General features: G+C 67.0%; 25 protein-coding genes. 11 read left to right on the forward strand and 14 right to left on the reverse strand.

Annotated elements, in window-relative coordinates; genetic code table 11:
• Nucleotide 1: 1 nt before the first annotated feature.
• Together ACZ9GM_RS07740 and ACZ9GM_RS07745 are read left to right on the forward strand one after the other, a co-directional pair.
• The gene (locus ACZ9GM_RS07740; RefSeq protein WP_476037545.1) at nt 2-1372 is read left to right on the forward strand and encodes an MFS transporter; all 1371 of its coding nucleotides are present in this window, start codon (nt 2-4) and stop codon (nt 1370-1372) included.
• Between the two features lie 16 nt (nt 1373-1388).
• Nucleotides 1389-2261: a helix-turn-helix domain-containing protein gene (locus ACZ9GM_RS07745; protein WP_476037546.1), complete on the forward strand. Its 873-nt coding sequence runs from the start codon at nt 1389-1391 to the stop codon at nt 2259-2261.
• A gap of 16 nt (nt 2262-2277) precedes the next feature.
• Here ACZ9GM_RS07745 and metG read toward each other — a convergent pair whose 3' ends face one another.
• The 3 genes from metG to rsmI form a co-directional block, all read right to left on the reverse strand.
• Nucleotides 2278-4113 carry a methionine--tRNA ligase gene (gene metG, locus ACZ9GM_RS07750; protein ID WP_291473310.1) on the reverse strand — a complete coding sequence of 612 codons (1836 nt, stop codon included), beginning with the start codon at nt 4111-4113 and terminating at the stop codon, nt 2278-2280.
• Nucleotides 4114-4131: 18 nt separating this feature from the next.
• On the reverse strand, nt 4132-5829 hold the full coding sequence (locus ACZ9GM_RS07755) for a BCCT family transporter (protein ID WP_291473330.1): 1698 nt from the start codon (nt 5827-5829) through the stop codon (nt 4132-4134).
• A gap of 168 nt (nt 5830-5997) precedes the next feature.
• A complete protein-coding gene (gene rsmI / locus ACZ9GM_RS07760) occupies nt 5998-6969 on the reverse strand; it encodes a 16S rRNA (cytidine(1402)-2'-O)-methyltransferase (protein WP_476037547.1) in 972 nt (323 codons plus the stop codon).
• A 65-nt stretch (nt 6970-7034) separates the two neighbouring features.
• Here rsmI and ACZ9GM_RS07765 point away from each other — a divergent pair, with 65 nt between their 5' ends.
• Nucleotides 7035-8579, forward strand: a complete 1545-nt coding sequence (locus ACZ9GM_RS07765; RefSeq protein WP_476037548.1) for a dolichyl-phosphate-mannose--protein mannosyltransferase — start codon at nt 7035-7037, stop codon at nt 8577-8579.
• Nucleotides 8580-8598: 19 nt separating this feature from the next.
• Here ACZ9GM_RS07765 and ACZ9GM_RS07770 read toward each other — a convergent pair whose 3' ends face one another.
• From ACZ9GM_RS07770 to ACZ9GM_RS07795, 6 genes are all read right to left on the reverse strand, one after another.
• On the reverse strand, nt 8599-9387 hold the full coding sequence (locus ACZ9GM_RS07770) for a zf-HC2 domain-containing protein (RefSeq protein WP_291473307.1): 789 nt from the start codon (nt 9385-9387) through the stop codon (nt 8599-8601).
• A gap of 10 nt (nt 9388-9397) precedes the next feature.
• Nucleotides 9398-9808, reverse strand: coding sequence for a DoxX family protein (locus tag ACZ9GM_RS07775; RefSeq protein ID WP_291473306.1), 411 nt, complete (start codon nt 9806-9808; stop codon nt 9398-9400).
• Between the two features lie 33 nt (nt 9809-9841).
• On the reverse strand, nt 9842-11131 hold the full coding sequence (gene sepX, locus ACZ9GM_RS07780; protein WP_476037549.1) for a divisome protein SepX/GlpR: 1290 nt from the start codon (nt 11129-11131) through the stop codon (nt 9842-9844).
• Nucleotides 11132-11287: 156 nt separating this feature from the next.
• Nucleotides 11288-11926, reverse strand: a complete 639-nt coding sequence (locus ACZ9GM_RS07785) for a GNAT family N-acetyltransferase (protein WP_476037550.1) — start codon at nt 11924-11926, stop codon at nt 11288-11290.
• Between the two features lie 7 nt (nt 11927-11933).
• Complete coding sequence (glp, locus tag ACZ9GM_RS07790) at nt 11934-13214, reverse strand: molybdotransferase-like divisome protein Glp (RefSeq protein WP_476037551.1); 1281 nt, start codon at nt 13212-13214, stop codon at nt 11934-11936.
• A gap of 78 nt (nt 13215-13292) precedes the next feature.
• Complete coding sequence (locus tag ACZ9GM_RS07795; RefSeq protein ID WP_476037552.1) at nt 13293-14237, reverse strand: UTP--glucose-1-phosphate uridylyltransferase; 945 nt, start codon at nt 14235-14237, stop codon at nt 13293-13295.
• A gap of 163 nt (nt 14238-14400) precedes the next feature.
• Between ACZ9GM_RS07795 and ACZ9GM_RS07800 the strand changes: the two genes are divergently transcribed.
• Both ACZ9GM_RS07800 and mscL read left to right on the forward strand, forming a co-directional pair.
• Nucleotides 14401-15078, forward strand: coding sequence for a 5-formyltetrahydrofolate cyclo-ligase (locus ACZ9GM_RS07800; RefSeq protein WP_476037553.1), 678 nt, complete (start codon nt 14401-14403; stop codon nt 15076-15078).
• Between the two features lie 32 nt (nt 15079-15110).
• Nucleotides 15111-15581: a large-conductance mechanosensitive channel protein MscL gene (mscL, locus tag ACZ9GM_RS07805; RefSeq protein WP_291473301.1), complete on the forward strand. Its 471-nt coding sequence runs from the start codon at nt 15111-15113 to the stop codon at nt 15579-15581.
• Nucleotides 15582-15805: 224 nt separating this feature from the next.
• On the opposite strand, the gene ACZ9GM_RS07810 is transcribed toward mscL, so the two are convergent.
• The 5 genes from ACZ9GM_RS07810 to ACZ9GM_RS07830 form a co-directional block, all read right to left on the reverse strand.
• Nucleotides 15806-16459: a MogA/MoaB family molybdenum cofactor biosynthesis protein gene (locus tag ACZ9GM_RS07810; RefSeq protein WP_291473300.1), complete on the reverse strand. Its 654-nt coding sequence runs from the start codon at nt 16457-16459 to the stop codon at nt 15806-15808.
• 67 nt (nt 16460-16526) lie between these two features.
• On the reverse strand, nt 16527-17930 hold the full coding sequence (locus ACZ9GM_RS07815) for a S1C family serine protease (protein ID WP_476037554.1): 1404 nt from the start codon (nt 17928-17930) through the stop codon (nt 16527-16529).
• A 206-nt stretch (nt 17931-18136) separates the two neighbouring features.
• Nucleotides 18137-18832 (reverse strand): response regulator transcription factor, encoded by a 696-nt coding sequence (locus ACZ9GM_RS07820; protein ID WP_291473191.1) that lies wholly within the window; start codon nt 18830-18832, stop codon nt 18137-18139.
• Between the two features lie 202 nt (nt 18833-19034).
• On the reverse strand, nt 19035-19202 hold the full coding sequence (rpmF, locus tag ACZ9GM_RS07825; protein WP_014010581.1) for a 50S ribosomal protein L32: 168 nt from the start codon (nt 19200-19202) through the stop codon (nt 19035-19037).
• Between the two features lie 16 nt (nt 19203-19218).
• Entirely contained in the window at nt 19219-19488 is a 270-nt protein-coding gene (locus ACZ9GM_RS07830; protein WP_014010582.1) for a type B 50S ribosomal protein L31, read from the reverse strand.
• A gap of 421 nt (nt 19489-19909) precedes the next feature.
• Here ACZ9GM_RS07830 and rpmB point away from each other — a divergent pair, with 421 nt between their 5' ends.
• From rpmB to ACZ9GM_RS07860, 6 genes are all read left to right on the forward strand, one after another.
• Nucleotides 19910-20146, forward strand: a complete 237-nt coding sequence (gene rpmB, locus ACZ9GM_RS07835; protein ID WP_020441666.1) for a 50S ribosomal protein L28 — start codon at nt 19910-19912, stop codon at nt 20144-20146.
• Nucleotides 20146-20310: a 50S ribosomal protein L33 gene (rpmG, locus tag ACZ9GM_RS07840; RefSeq protein WP_005279910.1), complete on the forward strand. Its 165-nt coding sequence runs from the start codon at nt 20146-20148 to the stop codon at nt 20308-20310. Before rpmB ends, rpmG begins: the two co-directional genes overlap by 1 nt.
• Before the next feature lie 3 nt (nt 20311-20313).
• Nucleotides 20314-20619, forward strand: a complete 306-nt coding sequence (gene rpsN, locus ACZ9GM_RS07845; protein ID WP_291473190.1) for a 30S ribosomal protein S14 — start codon at nt 20314-20316, stop codon at nt 20617-20619.
• Between the two features lie 15 nt (nt 20620-20634).
• On the forward strand, nt 20635-20883 hold the full coding sequence (gene rpsR, locus ACZ9GM_RS07850; RefSeq protein ID WP_291473189.1) for a 30S ribosomal protein S18: 249 nt from the start codon (nt 20635-20637) through the stop codon (nt 20881-20883).
• Nucleotides 20884-21054: 171 nt separating this feature from the next.
• Nucleotides 21055-21735, forward strand: a complete 681-nt coding sequence (locus ACZ9GM_RS07855) for an RDD family protein (protein ID WP_476037555.1) — start codon at nt 21055-21057, stop codon at nt 21733-21735.
• 16 nt (nt 21736-21751) lie between these two features.
• Entirely contained in the window at nt 21752-22369 is a 618-nt protein-coding gene (locus tag ACZ9GM_RS07860; RefSeq protein ID WP_476037556.1) for an RDD family protein, read from the forward strand.
• The last annotated feature ends 33 nt before the right edge of the window (nt 22370-22402 follow it).

Here is a 22402-nt window from a genome sequence, read left to right on the forward strand (position 1 = left end):
CGTGAGTACCTCTGGGACCACTCCTGCCACGCCGTCTCTCACGCCCCGGACCACCTTCGTCCTGCTGCTCGCCTCGATACTCCCGTTGATCGACTCCAGCCTGGTCAACGTCCTGCTTCCGGTGATCAGTCGAGATCTCAACGTCTCCCGGAGCGATGTGCAGCTCGGAGTCTCCGCCTACATGCTCGCTGCCACCGCCGGCATCGTGCTCTCCACCACTTCCCTGCGGCGCTTCGGACCCCGACACGTCTGGACCGGATCAGTCCTGGTCTTTGCCCTCGCTTCCGCCCTGGTCGGTCTCAGCGGGACGCTACTACTGTTCGTGATCGCCCGCGTCCTGCAGGGTGCGGCATGTGGCTTCATCATGCCGGCGGTCCAGCAGATCGCCGCCGACATCGTCGGACGCGAGGGGATGCGCGCCGCTCTGGCGACCATCGGACTACCCGCGGTCATCGCCCCGGCGTTCGGCCCGCTACTGGGCGGTGTCCTGGTGGACGCCGTCGGGTGGCGCGTCCTCTTCCTGGTCAACGTCCCGGTCGCCGCCCTCGCCCTGATTCTCGCTCACAGCGTGCTGCCGACAGCCCCGGGGAACAGGACACCACTGGGCCTCGATCAGGCGCTGCCCGGCGTCCTCGGCATGGTCGGCATGGTCGGCCTGCTCTGGGCCGTCAGCGCCGTCGGCACACTGCCTACCGGCGTCACCGCGCTCATCGCGGTCGCTGCGATCGTGGTCACCGCCGTGTTCTGTGTGGTGGACCTGCGCTCAACCACTCCCCTGCTCGACATGTCCCTCTACCGCGGTCCGGCCTTCACTACGGTGATGCTGCTGTGCCTCATCGTCGGCGCGGTGTTCTACGGGACGCTGCTGTCGACATCCCTGCACGTCCAGTCCGACCTGGGGCAGCCGGCCTGGGTGGCCGGTGTTCTGCTGGGTATCCAGGGGCTGGGCGCCTGGGCATCCCGCAGCCTCATCAAAGGACCGTGGAAGAACATGAACGCCTTCCCTGTCATCGCTGCCGGACTTGTCGTCGCCGCAGGCGGGACGATGGGCATCCAGGCCGTCGGATCCTGGGATGCAGCGACCATCACCGTAACCGTGGGCTCGTCTCTGATCCGTGGTCTGGGGCTGGGTGCGTGCACGCTGCTCGCCCTGTCCGCTGCCTACGAGGTCGTCTCTGACGGCCAAACTCCGGCAGTCGGCGCGCACACCCGGCTGATGCTGCAGCTCGGGGGAGCCCTGGGGACGGCAGTCGTCGGTGTCTGGACAGACTCTGCGATGATGCTCGGAGGGCTTGTCGCCGCGTTATCTCTGGCCGGTGCGGTCGCTGCGGCCGTTCTCCGCGGATCAGGGAACCGTCAAACTGCTGTGTGACGTATCCTCGGTGGCCATGGAGGATCCTGCCGCATTCGGACGCCGACTGCACCACGCCAGAGTCGACCGTGGGCTGTCCCAGACCGGCCTCGCCGCCGGGATCTGCTCCCCCAGCTCCGTCTCCCGGTGGGAGGACGGACAGAGTGTTCCGGACCACGGCACCGTGGAACGGCTCGCCGACCGTCTGGGAATGAACCCCACCGTCCTCACCGGGCTCGGTTTCGATTCCCGACTGGCGGGCTCTGCCGACGGGTTCGCTGACTTGTTGCACACGGTGTTCGCCGCGGAAGGCACGTCTGACTACCCGGCATGCTCGCCCGCCGGATCATGGATCGCCCGCGTCCGGTCCGTCCTCGAGCATTCCGCCCCGTACTCCACCGGTCCTCATCCCCGACCTGTTGTCGACGATCTCGCGGTCGACCCGTTGACCTCCTCCACCCCGGTGTCGTTGGAGACCGTCGAGCTTCTCGACGCGATGGTCCGTGTCCGGGAGAACCCGGACCGGGCGACCGTGGACGCCCTGACCGAAACCCTCACCTGGACCACCGACGCCCCGGAAGACGTCCGGCAGACCGCTCTGGACACCCTGGTCGCGGTGCTGGTCGACGCGGGAATGCCGGTTGCCGCTCACGGCGCGGTCACGAGGGTCGATCCTCCCCGGATCAGTGCGACCGTAGCCGCACTGTTGTCCTGGGACCGGTCCTCCCCCTGCACCTCCGCTGGTGACCTGCCTCCGATCGCTGCGCCCCGACATGCCCGGGACGTGGCCTTCAGAATCTTCGCCCGGATGCGTGACGCCCCGGAAGAAGTGCGGAGATCCGTCACAGACGCTGTGGTAGCGTCCTGCCCCGACGACGGTCTCGTCAGGCAGTGGGGGCAGAAGAGCTGACCCCCGGCGGCGGAGCCTAGTCCTTCTCGACGCGGGCCCACTCCGGGCCGGTCTCCGCCAGCTCCGGGTCCAGCTTGGTGAACAGCGGCGCCGGCTTGGACAGCGGGGTGCCCGGGGTCAGGTCGGTGCGGCCCCAGTGCGCCTGCTGGTTGACGTAGTCACCCATGATGACCGGGTAGGCACGGCCCTTGGCGGGCAGGCCGGCACCCACCGGCTCCAGCGGGGAATCATCGGTGACCTCGACGACCTCCGGCTGCGCGGCCCAGACGCCGGAACCGCCGAGCGTCTCGAAGATCTTCTGCGCGGAGAACGGCAGGTACGGCGTGAACAGTGTGTTCGCGTCCGCGACGACCTGCAGTGCGGTGAACAGGACCGTGGCAAGACGTTCCCGCTGCGTCTCGTCCTTGGCCAGCTTCCACGGCTCCTGGGCGGCGATGTACTGGTTCGCCCGGGCGACGATGCGCATCGACTCGGAGATACCGGCCTTGAACCGGGAGTGTTCCAGGTACTCGCCGACGATGCCGAAGGCTGCGGCGGACTCGTCGAGCAGCGCCCGGTCCTCGGCAGTGAACTCGCCGGGGGCCGGGATCTCACCGAAGTTCTTGTGCGCCATCGACACGGTGCGGTTGACGAGGTTGCCCCACTCGTTGGCCAGCTCGGTGTTGATGCGGCGGACGAACTCGTCCCAGGTGAAGTCGGTGTCCATGTTCTCCGGACCGGCTACGGCGATGAAGTAACGCAGCGCATCCGGGCCGAACTCCTTCAGGAAGTCACGGACATAGATGACCACACCCTTCGACGAGGAGAACTTCGAGCCGGACATGGTGAGGAACTCGGAGGAGACGACCTCGGTCGGCAGGTTCAGCTCGCCGAACTCGCCGAGCTCACCACCCTTGTCACCCTTTCCGGCGTAGCCGAGCAGCTCAGCCGGCCAGATCTGGGAGTGGAAGGTGATGTTGTCCTTGCCCATGAAGTAGTAGGACAGGGCCTCGGGGTCGGACCACCACTTCTTCCAGGCATCCCTGTCACCGGTGCGCCAGGCCCACTCGATGGAGGCGGAGAGGTAGCCGACGACGGCGTCGAACCAGACGTAGAGCTTCTTGGCATCGTTGTCCTGCCAGCCCTCGATCGGGACCGGGACGCCCCAGTCGATGTCGCGGCTCATGGCACGCGGACGCATGTCCTTGAGAACGTTGAGCGAGAAGTTCAGGACGTTGGGACGCCAGCCCTTGCGGGTGGACAGCCACTTCTCCAGTGCCTCGGCGAAAGCCGGCAGGTCGAGCATGAAGTGCTCGGTCTCGACGAAGTCCGGGGTCGCTCCGTCGATCTTGGACCGCGGGTCGATGAGGTCAGCCGGGTCGAGCTGGTTGCCGCAGTTGTCGCACTGGTCGCCGCGGGCATCGGTCGCACCGCAGATCGGGCAGGTGCCCTCGATGAACCGGTCGGGCAGGGTGCGGCCGGTCTTCGGGTCGATCGCGCCGACGGTGCTCTGGCGGATCATGTAACCGTTGTCGTTGAGCCCTCGGAAGAGCTCCTGCACCACGGCGTAGTGGTTTCGGGTGGTGGTGCGGGTGAAAAGGTCGTAGGACAGGCCGAGCCCGGCAAGGTCCTCGACGATGATCCGGTTGTAGCGGTCGGCCAGCTCCTGGACCTCCACGCCCTCCTTCTGCGCCTGGACGAGCAGCGGAGTGCCGTGCTCGTCGGTGCCCGAGACCATCAGGACCTCGTTGCCGGACATTCGCTGGTACCGGGCGAAGACGTCCGAGGGGACGCCGAATCCGGCAACGTGTCCGATGTGGCGGGGGCCGTTGGCGTACGGCCAGGCAACGGAGGTGAGGACATGTTTCGACATGTCCCCCACCCTATTGCATCAGGACTTGGCCTGGTCCTCCGACCCTTGATTCTTCGCGGACTTCCTGGCGCTCTTCTCCGCCTTGCGGCCCAGCCGCTCGTCCTCACGGGCCTCCCACGGGCTGCGGGCGGACTCCGGCGGAACCTGGTGACGGCGCTCGCGGGCGAGCCGCAGGGCGAAGGACCGCTTCTCGTTCTCGTCGAGGAACATCGGGTCCTGTGACAGTCCCTTGTACAGCGACACGCACATGAAGAGGATGAGGATCACGAACGGGCACGCGGCGACAATCGTCACCGACTGGAGGTTGTTCAGGGAGTCCTCACCGCCGGACAGCAGGAGCACCACCGCGATAAGCGCGGTCAGCAGACCCCACAGGACAGTCAGCTTCCGGTCCGCGACAAGCTTGCCGTTCTGGCTCATGGTGCCCATCACGGTCGAGGCGGAGTCCGCCGAGGTGATGAAGAAGGTCGCCAGCAGGATCATCGCGATCACCGAGCTGATGCCGGCGAACGGAAGATCGTCGAGCAGGTTGAACAGCATTGTCTGGGCGTTGCCGTCACCGTAGATCTCACTGCCGGACTCCTCCGCGTGGATTGCGGATCCGCCGAAGATGGAGAACCAGACGATGGACACCGCGGTGGGGACCATGAGGACGACCATGACGAACTCGCGGATCGTACGGCCCCGGGAGATCCGGGCGATGAAGGTACCGACGAAGGGCGACCACGAGATCCACCATGCCCAGTAGAACAGGGTGGTCCCGGCGAGCCAGTCACCCATGCCCTCGGCGGAGTCCGCGGTGCGGGCGGACATGCCGAAGAAGTTCTGCAGGTAGTTGCCCAGGGAGGTCGGCATGGTGTTGAGGATGACGACCGTGGGGCCGACGATGAGCACGAACAGTGCCAGAAGGCCGGCGAGCACCATGTTGAAGTTGGAGACGTACTGGATGCCCTTACCGACGCCGGAGTAGGCGGAGGCCAGGTAGCACAGTCCCAGCACGCCGATGATGACCATCATCCAGCCGGTCCCGGGGTTGTGCACGATACCGACCGCATCCATACCGGAACCGATCTGCAGGGCTCCGAGGCCCAGGGAAGCTGCCGTACCGAAGACGGTCGCGAAAATCGACAGGACGTCAATGAGCTTGCCGAGCCAGCCTTCGGCCAGTCGGATACCGATCAGCGGGATGAACGCCGAGCTGAACAGCTGCTTGCGTCCCAGGCGGAAGGTGCCGTAGGCGATGGCGAGACCGACGATGGCGTAGATCGCCCAGGGATGCAGGCCCCAGTGGAAGATGGTGGAGGCCATCGAGTCCGGGACGCTCTTCGACCCTTCCCCGGGAATGCCGTTCTCGAAGTAGTTCAGCGGGTCGGCGACGCCGTAGAACATCAGACCGATGCCCATGCCGGCGGCGAACATCATCGCGATCCAGCTCGCGGTGTTGAACTCGGGTTCCTCGTTGTCCTGGCCGAGCTTGATACGACCGAACCGGCTCAGCCCGATGAACAGGATGAACAGCACGAACACCGTGCCGGCGACGATGTAGACCCACCCGAAATCGGTGACGATGAGATCCAGCGCGCTGGAAGCGAAGTCGGAGAAGTTGTCCGGGGCGATGAGCCCCCACAGGACCACGGCGAGCACGAGGGCGGCCGCGAACCCCACGACCACCTTGTCCACGGTGGCGTGTTCGTTCTCCGAAGGCGGCGGCAGCATGCTGCCCACCACGACCGGCGACAGCTTCTCGGTGCTGAGTTCACTGTCGTCGGTGACGATCTGAGGATCCGGCGGCTTCTTCTCTGTTTCTCTTGTCTCTGTTTCTCTTGTCGGGTCAGTCATAACCGTCCACTCTGCCAGATATCACCGTCCGCCGATGACCCGGGTTCACCGGCGACTTGCCAGCACCGCCTCGTAGAGTTCCCGCCGGGACGCGCCGTGGGCCTCGGCAACGGTCCTGCAGGCCTCCTTCATCCGGACACCGGACGCCACCTGTTCCTCGACGAGGCCGACCAGGTCCGCCGGGTCCGCGGGTCCGGTCTCAGGTGCGGCGGAGATGACCACCGTGATCTCACCGCGGATCCCGGGCCCCTCACCCTTCTCCGCGGCAGCGGTCGCCTCGGCCACCCACTGCGCCAACTCCCCCAGCGGGGCCCGCCGCACCTGTTCATAGGTCTTGGTGAGTTCCCGGCACACCGCGGCCTCGCGGTCGGGGCCGAGCACGTCCACTGCCGCGTCCAGGGTGCGGCCGAGCCGGTGCGGGGACTCGAAGAAGGAGACGGCCCGCTTCTCGTCGACGAGTGTCGTCAGCCAGCGGCGTCGGTCGCCGTCCTTACGTGGGGCGAAGCCGTCGAAGGTGAAGTGTCCCACCCCCACCCCGGACAGGGCCAGAGCGGTCGGCACGGCAGAGGGGCCGGGCAGGCAGGTCAGAGGGACGCCAGCCTCCTGGGCCGCCTGGACCAGCGGGAATCCCGGGTCCGAGACCGCCGGCATCCCGGCGTCCGTCACCACGAGGACGCGGGCCCCGCCGGCCGCGCTCTCCACCAGCCCGGCGGCACGGTCGGACTCGTTGTGGTCGTAGTTGGAGACGACCTTCCCGGTGATCTCCACGCCGAGGGCGTCCGCCAGGGCACGGGTCCGGCGGGTGTCCTCCGCGGCGATAATGTCGGCGCTGCCCAGCGCGTCGATCAGTCGGACCGAGGCGTCCAGTGCCGTCCCCAGCGGTGTGGCCGCGAGAATGATCCCGCCGTGGGGGCAGGGTCGGTCGTCGGCGGCGCGGGACAGCAGGCGAGGCAGCGGGCCGGACAGCGGGCCGGACAGCGGGCCGGTCAGCGGGTCAGTGAACTCGGGGGTCTCCATGTTCTCCGACTCTAACGCCCCGTGCTCCGCCGTTCTGCGTCCGCTTCCTACTAGGATGGCGCCCTGTGAAACCTTCCGTCGCCGCTCCCCGGGTCCGGCCGACCCGGTGGTCGGTGGTCCTCGCCGTGCTCGCCGTGCTCGGTGCGGTCACGCGGCTGACGGAACTCGGGTACCCCACCGACGAGGGGACGCCGGTCTTCGACGAGAAACACTACGTCCCCCAGTCCTGGCAGATCCTCCGCGGTGGATTGACCGGTGGAATCGAGGACAATCCCGCCTACGGCCTGGTCGTACACCCCCCACTCGCCAAACAGCTCGAGGCGCTGGGGATGTGGGTCTTCGGCGACACGCCCTTCGGTTGGCGGATCTCGGTCGCCCTGCTGGGCATCGGTGTCATCCTGCTCACCGCGGCGACCGCGCGGCGTCTGGCGTCCTCCACCGGATACGGCGACTGGGTGGGACTGTCTGCCGGGCTGCTCGCCCTCTGCGACGGCATCCTCTTCGTCACCGGACGCTCGGCGATGCTGGACCAGTTCCAGACTTTCTTCGTCATCCTCGCCGCCTACCTGCTGGTCCGTGACCACGGGCAGATGGAGGCCACATTCCGGCGGGTCTTCGCCGAGGGGCGGATCGCCGACAACCCGTTGGGTCCGCGGGCCGGGTACCGGTGGTGGCGTTTCGCTGCCGGGCTCGCCCTCGGTGGCGCGCTGGCCGTGAAATGGTCGGGACTGTACTACATCGCCTTCTTCGGACTCACCGTCGTCGGTGTCGACTGGTGGCGGCGCCGTCGCTTCGGCGTCCAGCGTCCGCTGGCAGGCACCTTCGCCCGGGACTGCGTCCCCGCGTTCGCGTCCATGGTCATCCTGCCGGCGGTGATGTACCTGTTCAGCTGGCGTGCCTGGTTCGCCTCAGAGACCGGGGTCTTCCGCCACGAGGTCGAGGCCGGTAACGACCGGATCAGCTCCTGGGGCCTGGACTGGTTGCCGGACTCCTGGCTCAACTTCATCTACTACCACGTCTCCGTCCTCGACTTCCACGAGGAACTGACCAACTCCAACGGCCACCACCACCCGTGGGAGTCCAAACCCTGGGAATGGCTCGCCAGCACCCGTGGACTGCTGTACTACAGCGAGACCGACGGCTCGGGGATCAAACACGTCGTCCTGCTGACCGGCACCCCGGTGATCTGGTTCCTCACCGTGCCGGTACTGCTGTGGGGCCTGTGGTGCCTGGTCCGGCGTCGTGAGATGGCCTGGCTGGTGCCGGTGGTCGGGTATCTCGCCGGATTCCTGCCGTGGCTGCTCAACGTCGACCGGCAGATGTACCTCTTCTACGCGACGAACCTCGCCCCGTTCCTCATCATCGGCCTCGCCCTGGCACTGGGACAGCTCGCCGGCTGGTCGATCGTCGGCGACCGCCCGGTGGACACCTCCCCCGGTCTCCGGCCGGCGGTGCGGCGGTTGTGGCTCACCCGTACCGGCATGCTCTTCGGTGTGATCTACCTGGTGCTGGCGGTGTGGATGTTCCTGTTCTTCCTGCCGGTCTACTCGGGCCTGCCACTGACCCAGCAACAGTGGCACTGGCGGATGTGGCTGCCCGGCTGGACCTGACTGCGCCGTCGCCGCAGGCTCAGTCCCCGTCGCCGGGCCGCCAGGTGGAGTTCCGCTCGGCGTCCCCCGGGCTGTACGCCACCGGGCGTGCACCGAGTCCGCGCAGTGAATCCCGCAGCGGATTGACCGCGTGGTGTCGTGCCAGCCATACCCCCACCACCGTCATGCAGGACGCCAGGTGCAGCAGCAGACCGGCGACCGTCGGAACATCGAGGTAGCCCAGCACCAGATCACGGGTGGAGAACCCGGCGCCGAAACCCCACAGGGCGAGGAAAACCGGCAGCAGTCCCGGTGCGGCACGTGGTCGCCACGCGCCCCAGATCAACCCGGCCGCCAGGGCCAGGCGCACCGTCGCTGCGTCCACCGACAGGCGCGCCAGATCCGGGTCACCGGCGTTGGCGACCTCACCACCTGCCCCGGACGCCGTCGGGGAGTCCGGCACACCGGTGGAGTTGACCAGCAGGACCACCGCCCAGGCGATGTAGAGCACCGCGAGCACCACCATCGCCACCCGGCACAGGGTCAGCGGCAACGACCGGCTGCGCAGCCGGTGGGACAGTTCCGGGGTGGTCTCCGCCAGCGCCGCCATCTGGCGGGCCAGCTCCCCGGCGTCACGTGGTTGCGGTTGTTCCGTCGGGGCTGAGCTCACCCGCAGTCGGCGGTTGAGGTCCGCCGCCGCGGCGAACCACCCGGGGCAGTCCGGGCAGGCCGCCAGGTGGGCGTCCACCGCATCCGGATCGGTGCCCGCCGGTTCAGGTTCGCCGTCGAGCCGTGCGGACAGCGCGGCGCGGGCCTCCTCGCACTCCACCCCCGCGCCCCTAGGCGAACCGGGACAGGGCCCGGTCCAGGCTGGCCCGCCCCGAGCCGAAGACGATGAGGGTCACACAGGCGGCAGAGAGGACCAGGACGAGCTCCCAGCCACCGTCGCTGACGAACAGTCCGTTGTCAAGGTGGACGAAGTAGAAGGCCGCGACCATGTCGAGAGCGAGGACGCCGGCGGCGGCCGGGGTCAGCAGCCCGAGCACCAGCATCGCGCCACCGAGCATCTCCACGACAGAGACCACCCAGGCCGACAGGGTGGGCTGCGGGATGTTCAGGCCCGCCCACTGGTCGGCGGTGGCGTCGATACCGGTACCGAAGGCCTTGTCCCAGCCGTGGGCGATGAAGATGACGCCCAGGACCAGCCGCAGCAGGAACAGGGCCGCGTCTCTGAGCGCAGGGTTGTTCATGATGATGACAGCCTACCCCGAGAGGGGCCTGTGTCAGACCACGCGGACCGTCGGATGCCCGTCGCCGGGGTGCCCGTAGCCGTCGTCGTAGGCGTCGTAGTAGCCGTCGTCGGTGTCCGGCACATCGTCGTAGCCGGCGAAGGTGACGTCGGCGTACTCCAGGGCGGCGAACTCGGGGTCGGCGTCGTCACTCTCGACGACGACGGCACCGGGTCGACGCAACCGGTCGGGGACGCCCAGTTCACGGTCGTCGGTGTTGCGCACACCGAGCCGGGCCCGGCGCATCCGTGCGAGACGCCGGTGCTGCAGTTCCCGCTCCGCGAGTGTCTGCTTGCGCAGCGAATAGAGGTACATGCCGGTCAGCGCCGCACCCAGCAGGGTGACGATCCACAGCGAACCGGACAGCGCGACTGCCCCGATGAGGGACAGGACGGTCACGACGACCAGCACCATGAGGACGCGACGACGCCGGGACTGACGCTGCTCGGCAAGCTGTCGGGACGCCACGGGGTTGTAGATACCGCGGCCCTGGCGGCTCGCCAGGTAATCGATGTCGTCCTCGGTGATCTCGTCGTCAAAGTAGGCGGCGTCCTCGTCGGACTCCTCCGTGGTGTCCTTGACGACCAGCAGTTCATCGTCGGTGCCCACCGAGACATCGATGTCGCCGCCACGGATGTAGGCCTCGTCCACCACGGCGAAGCGGCGGACCGGCTCGTCCGGCACGATGTCAGCGACAGGCTCACGGTCGTCCCCGGTCTCCACGTCGTCCATCTCTTCAGCCTCAGCCTCGACCTCAGCCTCAACCTCGACGACAGGCAGCTCAGCGACGGCGTCATCGTCCCCGGTGGTGTCCCCGTTCACCGGGAAGTCGGCGTCCACGGCGCTGTCAACATCGGTGTCCTCGGCGTCCTCTGCGTCCTCTGCGTCCTCTGCACTGACGGGTGCGAACTCACCGGTGTCGACGTCGTCCTGCGTCCGGTACTCGACCACGTCACCCTCGATCACGGAAGGCACAGGCAGCGGCGGGGCGACATCCGGGATGTCGTCGTAGGAATCGTCACGGGTGTCGTCGATGACCACCTGCTCCGGCTCCGCCTCCACCAGCTCGAGATCGGCGTCGGGATCGGCACGGTAGAGACTCTCCGCGGGCAGCGGACGGCGTCGGGACCGCTCGATCCCGGTCCCGCCCTCGTGCACCACCCGGGTCTCGGACAGGGCCTTCGACGTCCGGCGCACCGGAGAATGACGGCGGACGAACAGTGTGGTGATGATGAGAAGCCACACCACACCGATGAGGACGACGGAACTGAGGGAGCTGGACACGGGGGACGTATTCCTCTCACCGGGATCACGGACAGTGTGCCTGTACCGGATACGTGCCCGGCATCAGACTAGGTGACCACGAGGGTACGTGTGCTCCGCTTCTCACGGCATCAGGCGCGCCGGAGAAAATACGTAACCGGTGTTGTCTCCCGTGACTCAGGGGGCGGGAAGCACGCCGGACGCCTGCAATCCGGCGAGGACACCGCCGGAGGTCTCCTCCACGGTCTGCGCGACAAGGAGGTGGTCCCGCCACTGACCGTTGATGTGCAGGTTGCGCTGCAGTCTGCCCTCTTCGCGGTAACCGGTGCGGGCCAACACCCTCCGCGACGCCGCATTGTCCTCCAGCACCGTGGCCTCCACCCGGTGCATACCGACCTGCCGCATCGCGTGGTCGGTACCGAGCGCGACCGCCGCCGTCGCCACTCCTCGACCGCCGAAGCCGGAGTACACCCAGTACCCGATCCAGCAGCTGCACACCACACCGTGCTGGACGTTGCCCAGCGTGAGCTGGCCGGCGAACTCACCGTCGACCTCGATGGCGAAGGGCAGGACCACGCCGTGTCGGGCCATGTCGAGCAACCCACCCACCGTGGAACGCCACATCTGCGGGGCGTGCGCCTCGTGCCAGTCGCCCGGCACCGTCGGCTCGACCGGACGCAGCAGGTGCTCGTCGGCGACCCGGTACCGCGACCAGCGCTTTCCGTCACGACGGTGCAGCGGACGCAGCTGCACCTGGCCGGCGGTGCAGCGCGCCTTGGGGGTGCGGGCGGGCCAGCCCGGATGCCTGTCGATCACGGTCGTCTCACGACTGGTTCGTCAGGAACATGACGTCGACGATCTCGCCCGGCTCCACCCTGGTCCGGTCCCCCGGCAGGACGACCAGACAGTTCGCCTGGCCGTGACTGCCGAGCAGGTGACCCGGTTCCCCGCCGCCGACCGCACCGAGCGGATCGACGAGGAACTCACGGGTTCCGCGGTCGCGCATCAGCTGACCGCGCAGGTAGCCGGTGCGTCCCGGCGCAGACTCGATCGCGGCGATGGTGCGTGCCTGTACGGTGCGCCGCGTCGTCTCCCGACGACCGCGGAGAATCTGGATCAGCGGGCGGACCAGGACCTCGAAGGAGACCAGCGCCGCCGAGGGGTTGCCCGGCAGCAGGAAGGTCGGGGTGCGGTCTGCACCGAGCGTGCCGAAGCCCTGGACCGAGCCCGGGTGCATCGCCAGCCGCGAAATGTCCATGTCACCGAGGTCCTCGAGAACCTCCCGCAGCCGGTCACTGGCGGCACCACCCACGCCACCGGAGATCACGAGGATCTCCGACCGGATGAGCTGACTCTCGATGATCTCGCGCAGCCGACGCGGTTCCCCGTTGAGGACGCCGACCCGGTTGACGTCCGCTCCCGCCTCCCGACCAGCCGCGGCCAGCGCATAGGAATTGACGTCGAAGACCTGGCCGAGGGCCGGATCACGGTCGATGTCGACGAGCTCCGGGCCGAAGGACAGCACCGAGACCCGCGGCCGCGGGTACACGAGCACCTTCGAGCGGCCGACCGCGGCAAGCAGCCCGACCTGGGCAGCACCGATGACGGCACCGTCCTCGACGACCACGTCACCGGGCTGGACATCGGAACCGGCACGGTGGACGAACTGTCCGGGGCTGACCCCGTAGAGCGGTTCGATGCGGCGTCCGTCCTGGGACGCCCAGTCCAGCGGCAGCACGGCGTCCGCCAACGTCGGTAGCGGAGCACCGGTCTGCACCCGGACAGCCTGCCGGGGCTGCAGGCGCACCGGGCGATGGGACCCGGCGGTGACTTCGCCGACCACCGGAAGCATCGGAGAGGACGCGTCATCGGAGCCACCCGATCCGGATCCTGCGCCAGAACCGCCGTTGAGGATCTGGCGGATGTCCACCGCGCGCACGGCGAAACCGTCGACGGCAGCCTGGTTGAAGCCGGGGAGGCTTGTCTCCGACTCGACCTGTTCGGCGCACCGTAGGCCCAGCGCCTCGGAAATGGCGGTACGCACCGGCTCCGGGGTGACTGCCGCAGCGGTCACCGCCGCCAACTGCTCCTCAACGCTCTTCACGGTCCTCGAACTTTCCTGTGGCCGACACTGTTCCGGCGGACGGTCCGTCCACCTTCTGCACCATCCTAGAGAGGGCCGCTACTCGGCGGGCACCTCGGCATGGGACACGGCGTCCGCGGAAAGGCGGTTGCCGAGCCACTGACGCAGGGACGGGCCGTAGGTGTCGTCGTTGAGGGCGAAGTCGACACAGGCCCGGATGTAGCCACCGGGGTTACCGAGATCATGACGTCCGCCCTGGTGGATGTAGACATGGACCGGGTGGCCTTCGGTGATGAGCAGTTCAATGGCATCGGTGAGCTGCAACTCACCGCCCTTGCCCGGCTCGATTCTACGCAGCGCGTCGAAGATAGTGCGGTCGAGCAGGTAGCGGCCGGCGGCGACGACGGTTGAGGGGGCGTCCTCCGTATCCGGCTTCTCGACCATTCCCCTGACCTTACGGACCTGGGAACCGGCACCTTCCTCGGTCTCCTCGAGATCGAAGACACCGTAGTTCGACACCTCGTCCTCGGGGACCTCGAAGCCACAGAGCACGGTCCCGCCGAACTGGCGGCGCACCTCCAGCATCTCGTTGAGGACGCCGAACGGCAGCACGAGGTCGTCCGGCAGCAGAACGGCGAAGCAGTCCTCGTCATCATCCAGGGCGGTCTCGGCACAGCCCACGGCATGACCGAGGCCCAGTGGCCGGTCCTGGTTGACAGCGACGGCGTCCACCAGGGTGTTCACTGCCTGGACCTTCTCCAGCTGCGTGGTCTTGCCACGGGACTCCAGCGTCGACTCGAGCAGTTCGTCCTGGTCGAAATAGGCCATGATCCCCTGCTTGCGGGGGGCCGTCACCACCGCGAGACGGGAGGCACCCGCCTGGGCCGCCTCCCTGGCGATGAGTTCGATACCGGGCGTGTCGACGACCGGAAGCAGTTCTTTGGGGACCGTCTTGGTCGCCGGCAGGAAACGTGTTCCCAGGCCTGCGGCCGGCACCACAACAGTGCGCAGGCCCCCGTCATGGAGAGAGTTATCAGCAGTCATGGGGAGAAGAGTACCGGCCGTTACCGGTCCGGGTGTGGTGAGCGCGCCGACATACCCCCGATTCAACCACGTGTCCGCAGAAATTCTGTGTCCCGTCCCCCGCACACCACCCCTGCCCTTCCTTTCCGGGGGGGGTGGGATGGGCGGACTAGTCTCCGGGGGTATGGATACTTCGGCCGATACTGCGGACGACGCGGTAGACGACGCGGCGGGCGCCAAGAACGCACTGCGGGCCCGGATACGACTGGACCGGACGCACCGGCTCCCCGACCGCGACGCGCGGGACGGAGCCGTCCTCGACCATCTGACCGCCGAACTGGACCGCCGCGACAGGCCGGGGCCGCCCCGGGCCGTCGCCGCCTATGACCCACTGCCCGGCGAACCCGGCGGCAGCGACCTCCCCGAGTCACTCGCCTCCACAGGTCGCGAAGTCTGGCTGCCGGTGGTGGCCGGTCCCGGTGCCTCACTCCGGTGGGTGAAATGGCGTGGCGTAAAGCACACCCGCTCCGGAGCCTTCGGGATCCGGGAACCGGTACCGGCCGAGGGAGACACGCCGGTGAACACCGGTGACCTTCTCGCCCGGGTACACACCGTCATCATTCCCGCGCTGGCCGTGGGGAATGACGGAGCACGATTGGGCCAGGGCGGTGGCTTCTACGACCGCACCTTTGCAGCATCCATGTCAACAGGTGAAAACCATGACAGACTGATAGCTGTCGTGGACCATGAGGAATTCGGCGTCGCCGTCCCCGCGACGGCGTTCGACATCACGGTGGACGTGGTGGTGACCGACTCCGGAACCTTCCGGACCGACATCGCAGACGGTAGTGTCCGTCCCTGACCCCTAACAACACCTCCCGAGGAGAACCCACAATGCTCAAGGGCTTCAAAGACTTCATCATGCGGGGCAACGTCATCGAACTCGCCACCGGTGTCATCATCGGTGCCGCGTTCACGGCGATCGTCACCGCGCTGACCGACAACCTGATCCAGCCGATCATCAACGTCTTCGGCGGTGGCGGCGACGTCGAGGGCCTCGCCTGGCGGATCAAGTCCGGCGACGCGTCGACCACCATCGACCTCGGCGCGATTCTCTCGGCCGTGATCAACTTCCTCATCATCGCCGCGGTGGTCTACTTCATCATCGTCATGCCGATCAACAAGATGGCCGAAGCAGCGGCGAAGAAGAAGGGCCAGGACTCCGAGGAGGCGGCCACCGCCACCGAGACCGACCTGCTCATCGAGATCCGCGACCTGATGGCCGCACAGAGCGGTGTCTCCACCCCGTCCAACGACATCCCCGAGGGCACCGAACCGGAGACCGGACGCCACTCCGCGGGATAGCATTCCTGCAGTGAGCGGCCCCGGAGGGGCTCACCAGTGCGGTGGACGCTGCTCCCGCCAGAAGTTCTCGCTGAATCCCTCCCCCTGTCCCCCGGTCACCGCATCCCGCGGCGGCCGGGGTTTCCTCTGTACCGGGGACGGTGACGCGCCGTCAGCGTCGTGGGTCTTGCCCAGGACGCCGACGCCCCGGCGCCGCCGTCGGCCGCGCACGCCCGGCTCCCCCGTCACGCCTGGTTCAACTCACCGACGATGTAGCGCGCCAGCGGGCACAGCGTGGCCATACCGTCGCGGATCGCCGCACGGGAGGACGCCAGGTTCACCACGACCGTCGAGCCGGACACACCCGCGACACCGCGGGACAGTCCGCCGTCCATCGCATTGCAGGCCATCGCCGAAGACCGCAGGGCCTCGGACAGGCCCGGGATCCGACGGTCGAGGACATCGCGGGTGGCCTCCGGGGTGAGGTCACGAGGACCGACGCCGGTACCGCCGACGGTGATGACGAGATCCGCGCCGCCGACGACGGCGGTCTCCAGGGCCTGGCGGACACTGTCCCGAGAACAGTCCACGGTCAGTACGGCATCCACCATGAAATCCTCCTCGGAGAGGAGTTCGGCGACCAGTTCGCCGGACTGGTCGCCCGGGGTGACCCGGTCGGCGACGAGGACGACGAGCGCATGGAGCAGGGAGTGCCTCGCCGCCTTACTGTCGCGACGGTCCTCCTGCTCGTCGAGACTGAGGAAGACGGAGTCATCGGGTTCGGTGACCTCGGCATCCAACCGGTCGTAGGAGGCCTGTTCGTCAGCGTCGAGATCCTCCACTCCCCGGACGCGCAGCAGTCCGTCGACTCTGGCTCCGGTGGTGGTTCCTTCAGTCATTTCGGTGGTCCTCCCGACCCTCGGAATTGTGGTGTTCGCGTGGCGAGCTCTGTTCTACATGACCATACTATTCGGATGCGGAAAGCGTGACCTTGATCTCATGTTCGTTCCCGCCGTTGCCGTCGGTGACGGTGAGAGTGACCTCGTCGCCCACGTTGTGCGAGCGGATCGCGGCGATGAGACTGACCCCGTTGTCGACCAGACGGTCATCGACCTTGGTCACGACATCGCCGGACTTCAGACCTGCCTCCTCCGCCGGACCGCCCCCGGTGACCTCGGCGATGACCGCACCGCCGCCGGTGGTTTCGCGGGTGTCGACCTGTGCACCGATCACCGGGTGGGTGGCACTGCCGGTGTCGATGAGCTGCTTGGCGGTGTCCATGGCCTGGTCGGCGGGGATCGCGAAGCCCAGACCGATGGAGCCGGACTCTTCCCCGGTGCCGCCGAGCGTGGCGATGACCGACGGGATGCCGACGAGCTCACCGTTGAGGTTGACCAGCGCACCACCGGAGTTACCGGGGTTGATCGCGGCGTCCGTCTGGATGGCGTCGATGAGCGAGGCCTCACCGCCGGACTCACCGCCGGCCTGGACCGGACGGTCCTTGGCGGAGACGATGCCGGTGGTGACGGTCGAGGACAGTCCCAACGGCGAACCGACGGCGACGACCGACTGACCGACCTGGAGGGAATCCGGGTCACCGATGGTGATCGGGGTGAGGTCGGAGGCGTCCTTCGCCTGGATAACGGCGATGTCGGTCTGCGGGTCTGTCGCGACGACCTCCGCCTCGTACTGCTTTCCGTCGTTGGTGGTCACGGTCATCTGCGCGCCGCGCCCCTCAGCATCTGCGACAACGTGGTTGTTGGTGAGGATCATGCCGTCGGAACTGATGATCGAACCGGAGCCCTCGGCACCGCTCTGGCCGCTGGTGACCTGGATGGAGACGACACTGGGCAGCACCTTCTCGGCGACACCTTCGATGGTGCCGTCCTCGGGGGTGGAGGAGGTCTGCTCACGGTCGCCGACGACCTGGGTCGAGAATGTGGTGCCGTCCGACGATCCGCCGGAGCCGGTGTTGTTCATGATGACGCCGGTCAGTGCACTGGCGGCGACAGCCACGGCGACCACCATGCCGGCGACGACAGGCGTAGAGAAACGGCGGGGGGACTTCGGTGGAGTGGTCTCGTTCCCGGGGACCTCCGGTTGAACGGAGGTGGCGTCCTGCCCGGCTGCATCGGCCGACCCCTGGCCCGCAGGATAGCCCGGGTAGCCGGGGTGGCCCGTGGACCCGGCGGCGTACTCGGCGTGGCCGAACTGACCCGGGTACGACTGACCGGGATAGGTCTGACCGGGGTACGGGGGGCGCTGCTGTTCCTGACCACCCTGACCCCACTGGGCCGGGTAACGGTTGTCGTCTGATCCTCCGGTTCTCCCGGTGCTGTTACCGTTGCCTGCGCTGCCGTTGTCCGCCATCGGACATCTCCATTCATCGTGATTACTGCCTGTGACGCTTCTGTGTAGACCATACTGGCCCCGGAGACTGCGACAGTTCTCCAGGCAACCTTGGAATTGGCCGTGAAGCCACCCCCAGTTCCCCAACTAGAATGACTGCCCCCACTGTCCCCTGCCCCACCGCCCCTGAGCAAGCCACCGGAGCATTCCAGCAGCGTCTCAGTGGATCAGGGAGTGTTCTCCCGCAGTGCATAGCCCACACCGCGCACGGTATGGATGAGACGGTCCTCCCCCTCGGCCTCCGTCTTGCGCCGGAGATAGCCGATGTAGACCTCGAGGGCGTTGCCGGAGGTCGGGAAGTCGTAACCCCAGACCTCCTCGAGGATGGTGTTGCGGGACAGGACCTTGCGGGCGTTGCGCAGCAGCAGCTCCAGCAGCGCGAACTCGGTGCGGGTCAGGCTGATCCGTCGCTCACCACGGGTGACTTCCCGGGTCTCGGGGTTCAGGGTGAGATCGAGGAAGCTCAGCGGCTTCGAGTCCTTGGCCACCGCAGCGGCCGTACGTCGGGAACGCCGGTAGAGGGACCGTACCCGGGCGAGCAGCTCCTCGAGGGCGAAAGGCTTGGCGAGGTAGTCGTCGGCCCCGGCGTCCAGGCCGGCGACCCGGTCGGCGACATCGGACTTCTGGGAGAGCATGAGGACGAGGACCTCACTGCCGCTGCCACGCAGGGACCGGAGGATCTCAAGGCCGTCGACCTTGGGGAGAATGCCGTCCATGATGACGAGGTCCGGGTTCTCCTTACGGATGAGGGTCTGTGCCTCTTCACCGTCGGTGGCCTGGACGACATCGTATCCGTTGAACGTGAGCGACTGGCGGAGCGTGTCACGCACGGACCGATCATCATCGACTACAAGAATTTTCATAGGCTCCATTGTGCACCATGCGCTACCCCATAGCCTCCCCCTGTGACATCTTTTCAGCGAACCGACAGGAAGCTGTCCGCTGGCCGGTCAGAAAGGGACCGGCAGTTGTTTGACTATCATTCCCCCTGAAAGGAATCAGGACCATTCGGATACGGAAAAGCCGCCTCCCGGAGAAACGGGAAGCGACGTGACCGGGATACTGCTAGTCGAGTTCGACCAGGCCCAGCTGGGCTGCCTTGACCAGGCGGCGCGGGATCTGGACCTCACGCCCCTGGACCTTGACGGTCTGCAGGGCGGTGTTGTCGGACTTCCACTGCGAACGACGCGAGTGGGTGTTCGCACGGGACATGCGGCGCTTCGGAACTGCCATTGTTCTCTACCCTCCTCTACGCGTTCTTCTTGGACGGACGGACGCGGGAACCGAACCGGCGCTGGAACTTCTCGACGCGGCCGGCGGTGTCCATGACACGCTGCGCGCCGGTCCAGAACGGGTGGGACTCGCTGGTGACGTCAACGACGATCAGCGGGTACTCGTTTCCGTCCTCCCACTCGACCGTACGGTCGGAGGAGACGGTGGAACGCGTCAGGAACTGGTGGCCAGTGCTGGCGTCCTTGAAGACCACCGGGTGGTAGTCGGGGTGGATATCGCTCTTCATTCTCAATCCCTCAGGGTCGGGCACCAGGTCGGTCCCGCAGGCGGACGGTGATCCGTCCGTACCGTAGGTCGTGCCTGGGTCGGGTTTGGAGTGTGGGCACACCGCGACCGAACGCGGCAGTGACACAACGATCCACCATAACCCGCACGACCCCGATCCGTGAAATCCCGGCTCTCCCGCCGCCGGCGTACGTGTATCACGGAGCCTGAGCGGGGCCCGCAAAGGTCGACCGCAGCAGGGATTAGGTCTGCAGCGCGCGATGAGGTAGAGTTTCGCCTCGCTGTTGTCTAAGTAAACGTCATCGCCCGATCGACCATGTCCACACAGCGCCCCGGCACGCCTGCTTCCCGTCTAGTTGCGGGCACGTCTTATGTCGGTGCGGCGCCCGGACCGGACGAGCGGGCGGAAGGAGAAAATACCCATGTCGGCATTTTGCCAGGTCACGGGTCGGAAGCCGGGGTTCGGCAAGTCCGTCTCGCACTCGCACCGCCGCACGAACCGTCGCTGGAACCCGAACATCCAGCGTCGTTCGTTCTACCTGCCCTCTGAGGGACGGACGATCACCCTGAACGTCTCCACCAAGGGCCTCAAGACCATCGACCGGGACGGCATCGAGTCTGTCGTCGCCAAGATCCGCGCTCGTGGGGAGAAGATCTAATGGCACGTAACGATATCCGCCCCATCATCAAGCTGAAGTCCACCGCGGGCACCGGTTACACCTACGTGACCCGCAAGAACAAGCGGAACAACCCGGACCGGATCACCCTCAAGAAGTTCGATCCGATCGCTCGCAAGCACGTCGAGTTCCGCGAGGAGCGTTAACCTATGGCGAAGAAGTCCAAGATCGCGAAGAACGAGCAGCGCAAGGAGATCGTCGCCCGTTTCGCCGAGCGTCGTACCGAGCTCAAGGCGATCATCAAGAACCCGAACTCCTCCGAGCAGGAGCGTGCGGATGCGCAGTTCGAGCTGAACCGCCAGCCGCGCGACGCCTCTCCGGTCCGCGTCCGTAACCGCGACGCCGCCGACGGCCGTCCCCGCGGTTACCTCCGCAAGTTCGGCCTGTCCCGCGTCCGCGTCCGCGAGATGGCTCACCGCGGTGAGCTTCCGGGCGTCCGTAAGTCCAGCTGGTAAAGGGGAGCTCACACAATGAAGCGCACCAATCACAAGAAGGCGCGGATCGAGCAGTCCCGCCGCCCGAAGAAGAACCCGCTCAAGGCAGAGGGTATCGAGACCGTCGACTACAAGGACTACGCCCTGCTGCGTAAGTTCATCTCCGACCGTGGCAAGATCCGCGGCCGCCGCGTCACCGGCCTCACCCCGCAGCAGCAGCGTCAGGTCGCCACCGCGGTCAAGAACGCCCGTGAGATGGCTCTCCTGCCGTTCCACAGCCGCTGATCCCTGCTGACTTCAGCACCGTAGTCCGGTGACACGGACTACTGCTCTCCCGAAGAGCGTTTACACAGACACCTGAACCCCGCCCCGGTTGTCCCCCGGAGCGGGGTTCAGTCGTATGTCGGGTACCGTGGTGGGGTAGTTTCATCCTGCCCCCGATGAAAGGGACGCCTCATGTCAACCCCCTCCGGTACCCCCGAGAATCCGTTCAGTGATGACCGCAGCCGGGAGGACGCCGACCGCGCCGGTGACGCCACCGGCGGCGAGGGTTCCCTCCCCTCCTACAACGCCTACACCGGCGGGGACGCGCCGAACAGCGGCGCTCCGCTCACCGGCACCACGGGCCAGGACGCCTACCCCGGAGCAGGGAAGCGACTTGGCGCCCTGGTCATCGACAACATCCTCATCGGCATCATCGGCATGGTGCTCATCATGACCATCGCCGGCAGCGACATCTCGGACTACTCCGACGAGTTCCAGGCCTGGCAGGACGCCGGAGAACCCGACTCCGCCCCGGTCATGGACGCGGGCAACCTCCTCATCGCCAGCGTCATCACGCTCGTGATCTGGTTCGCCTACCGGGTCATCCTGGAGGTGCGCAAGGGGCAGACCCTCGGCAAGATGGCGCTGAAGATCAAGGTGGTGGACGCTGACGGCAAGCTGCTGACCGCCGGGTCGTCCTTCAAGCGAAACTCCTGGTACATCGCCGTTTTCCTGCTCGGAATGTTCGTCGGATCCATCGGACAGATCGTCGCTGTAATCCTTGTGGCGGTGCTCGGGTTCACCATCGCCCGTAACCCCTTCCGTCAGCACACCTTCGACCAGTGGTCGAAGGCCTACGTGGTCAACGCCTGACAGAGAGAGCGCACCCATGAGCAACTCCTACGGTCCCGACGACAACCGGAATCCCTACACCCGGGACGGTGTCCCGCAGAGTGGCAAGCCCCAGGGCGGATTCCCGCCGGCCGGGTATCCCCTGGTCTCCCCCTACCCGGGGGCCGGTGCCCGCCTGGGCGCCTACGTCATCGACCTGCTGATGGTCGGTGTCGCCATGGCTGTCGTCATGCTCTTCGTGGTCTGGGACGACGTCAGCGCCTGGATCGACGACCTCGACCAGTGGGACGGCAACGGTGACGCCCCCGACCTCAACATGGGCGGTTTCTACCTCATCAGCATCCTCAGCATCATCATCTGGATGGCCTACCGGATCTGCATGGAGACCTGGAGGGGCCAGACAGTCGGCAAGATGGCGTTGAAAATGAAGGTCGTCGATGTCGACGGTCAGCTCCCGACCCCCCAGGCGTCCTTCCTGCGCAACAGCTGGTACCTCATCAGCGCGGTGCTGAGTTTCATCCCCGTCGTCGGCTGGGTGGCGAATGTCGGCATCCCTGCCGCCCTCGGTGTGACCATCTCCAGGGACCCGTACCGGCAGTCCTTCACGGACCACTGGGGCAGGACCTACGTGGTGAGCACCCGCCCCACGTTCTGATCCCCGACCTGAGGCGGGTCCCACCGCGCGTGG

It is taken from the genome of Corynebacterium sp. UD i78, assembly GCF_056280545.1.

Bases quoted from the DNA above. Each gene is read 5' to 3' on its own strand.
- ACZ9GM_RS07815 (WP_476037554.1), bottom strand. From the start codon at position 17,930: ATGGCGGACAACGGCAGCGCAGGCAACGGTAACAGCACCGGGAGAACC.
- rpsR (WP_291473189.1), top strand. From the start codon at position 20,635: ATGAAGCGCACCAATCACAAGAAGGCGCGGATCGAGCAGTCCCGCCGC.
- rpsN (WP_291473190.1), top strand. From the start codon at position 20,314: ATGGCGAAGAAGTCCAAGATCGCGAAGAACGAGCAGCGCAAGGAGATC.
- ACZ9GM_RS07860 (WP_476037556.1), top strand. From the start codon at position 21,752: ATGAGCAACTCCTACGGTCCCGACGACAACCGGAATCCCTACACCCGG.
- ACZ9GM_RS07830 (WP_014010582.1), bottom strand. From the start codon at position 19,488: ATGAAGAGCGATATCCACCCCGACTACCACCCGGTGGTCTTCAAGGAC.
- ACZ9GM_RS07855 (WP_476037555.1), top strand. From the start codon at position 21,055: ATGTCAACCCCCTCCGGTACCCCCGAGAATCCGTTCAGTGATGACCGC.
- rpmG (WP_005279910.1), top strand. From the start codon at position 20,146: ATGGCACGTAACGATATCCGCCCCATCATCAAGCTGAAGTCCACCGCG.
- mscL (WP_291473301.1), top strand. From the start codon at position 15,111: ATGCTCAAGGGCTTCAAAGACTTCATCATGCGGGGCAACGTCATCGAA.
- rpmF (WP_014010581.1), bottom strand. From the start codon at position 19,202: ATGGCAGTTCCGAAGCGCCGCATGTCCCGTGCGAACACCCACTCGCGT.
- rsmI (WP_476037547.1), bottom strand. From the start codon at position 6,969: ATGGAGACCCCCGAGTTCACTGACCCGCTGACCGGCCCGCTGTCCGGC.
- ACZ9GM_RS07795 (WP_476037552.1), bottom strand. From the start codon at position 14,237: ATGACTGCTGATAACTCTCTCCATGACGGGGGCCTGCGCACTGTTGTG.
- ACZ9GM_RS07745 (WP_476037546.1), top strand. From the start codon at position 1,389: ATGGAGGATCCTGCCGCATTCGGACGCCGACTGCACCACGCCAGAGTC.
- ACZ9GM_RS07820 (WP_291473191.1), bottom strand. From the start codon at position 18,832: ATGAAAATTCTTGTAGTCGATGATGATCGGTCCGTGCGTGACACGCTC.
- ACZ9GM_RS07775 (WP_291473306.1), bottom strand. From the start codon at position 9,808: ATGAACAACCCTGCGCTCAGAGACGCGGCCCTGTTCCTGCTGCGGCTG.
- metG (WP_291473310.1), bottom strand. From the start codon at position 4,113: ATGTCGAAACATGTCCTCACCTCCGTTGCCTGGCCGTACGCCAACGGC.
- rpmB (WP_020441666.1), top strand. From the start codon at position 19,910: ATGTCGGCATTTTGCCAGGTCACGGGTCGGAAGCCGGGGTTCGGCAAG.
- ACZ9GM_RS07810 (WP_291473300.1), bottom strand. From the start codon at position 16,459: ATGACTGAAGGAACCACCACCGGAGCCAGAGTCGACGGACTGCTGCGC.
- ACZ9GM_RS07755 (WP_291473330.1), bottom strand. From the start codon at position 5,829: ATGCTGCCGCCGCCTTCGGAGAACGAACACGCCACCGTGGACAAGGTG.
- ACZ9GM_RS07800 (WP_476037553.1), top strand. From the start codon at position 14,401: ATGGATACTTCGGCCGATACTGCGGACGACGCGGTAGACGACGCGGCG.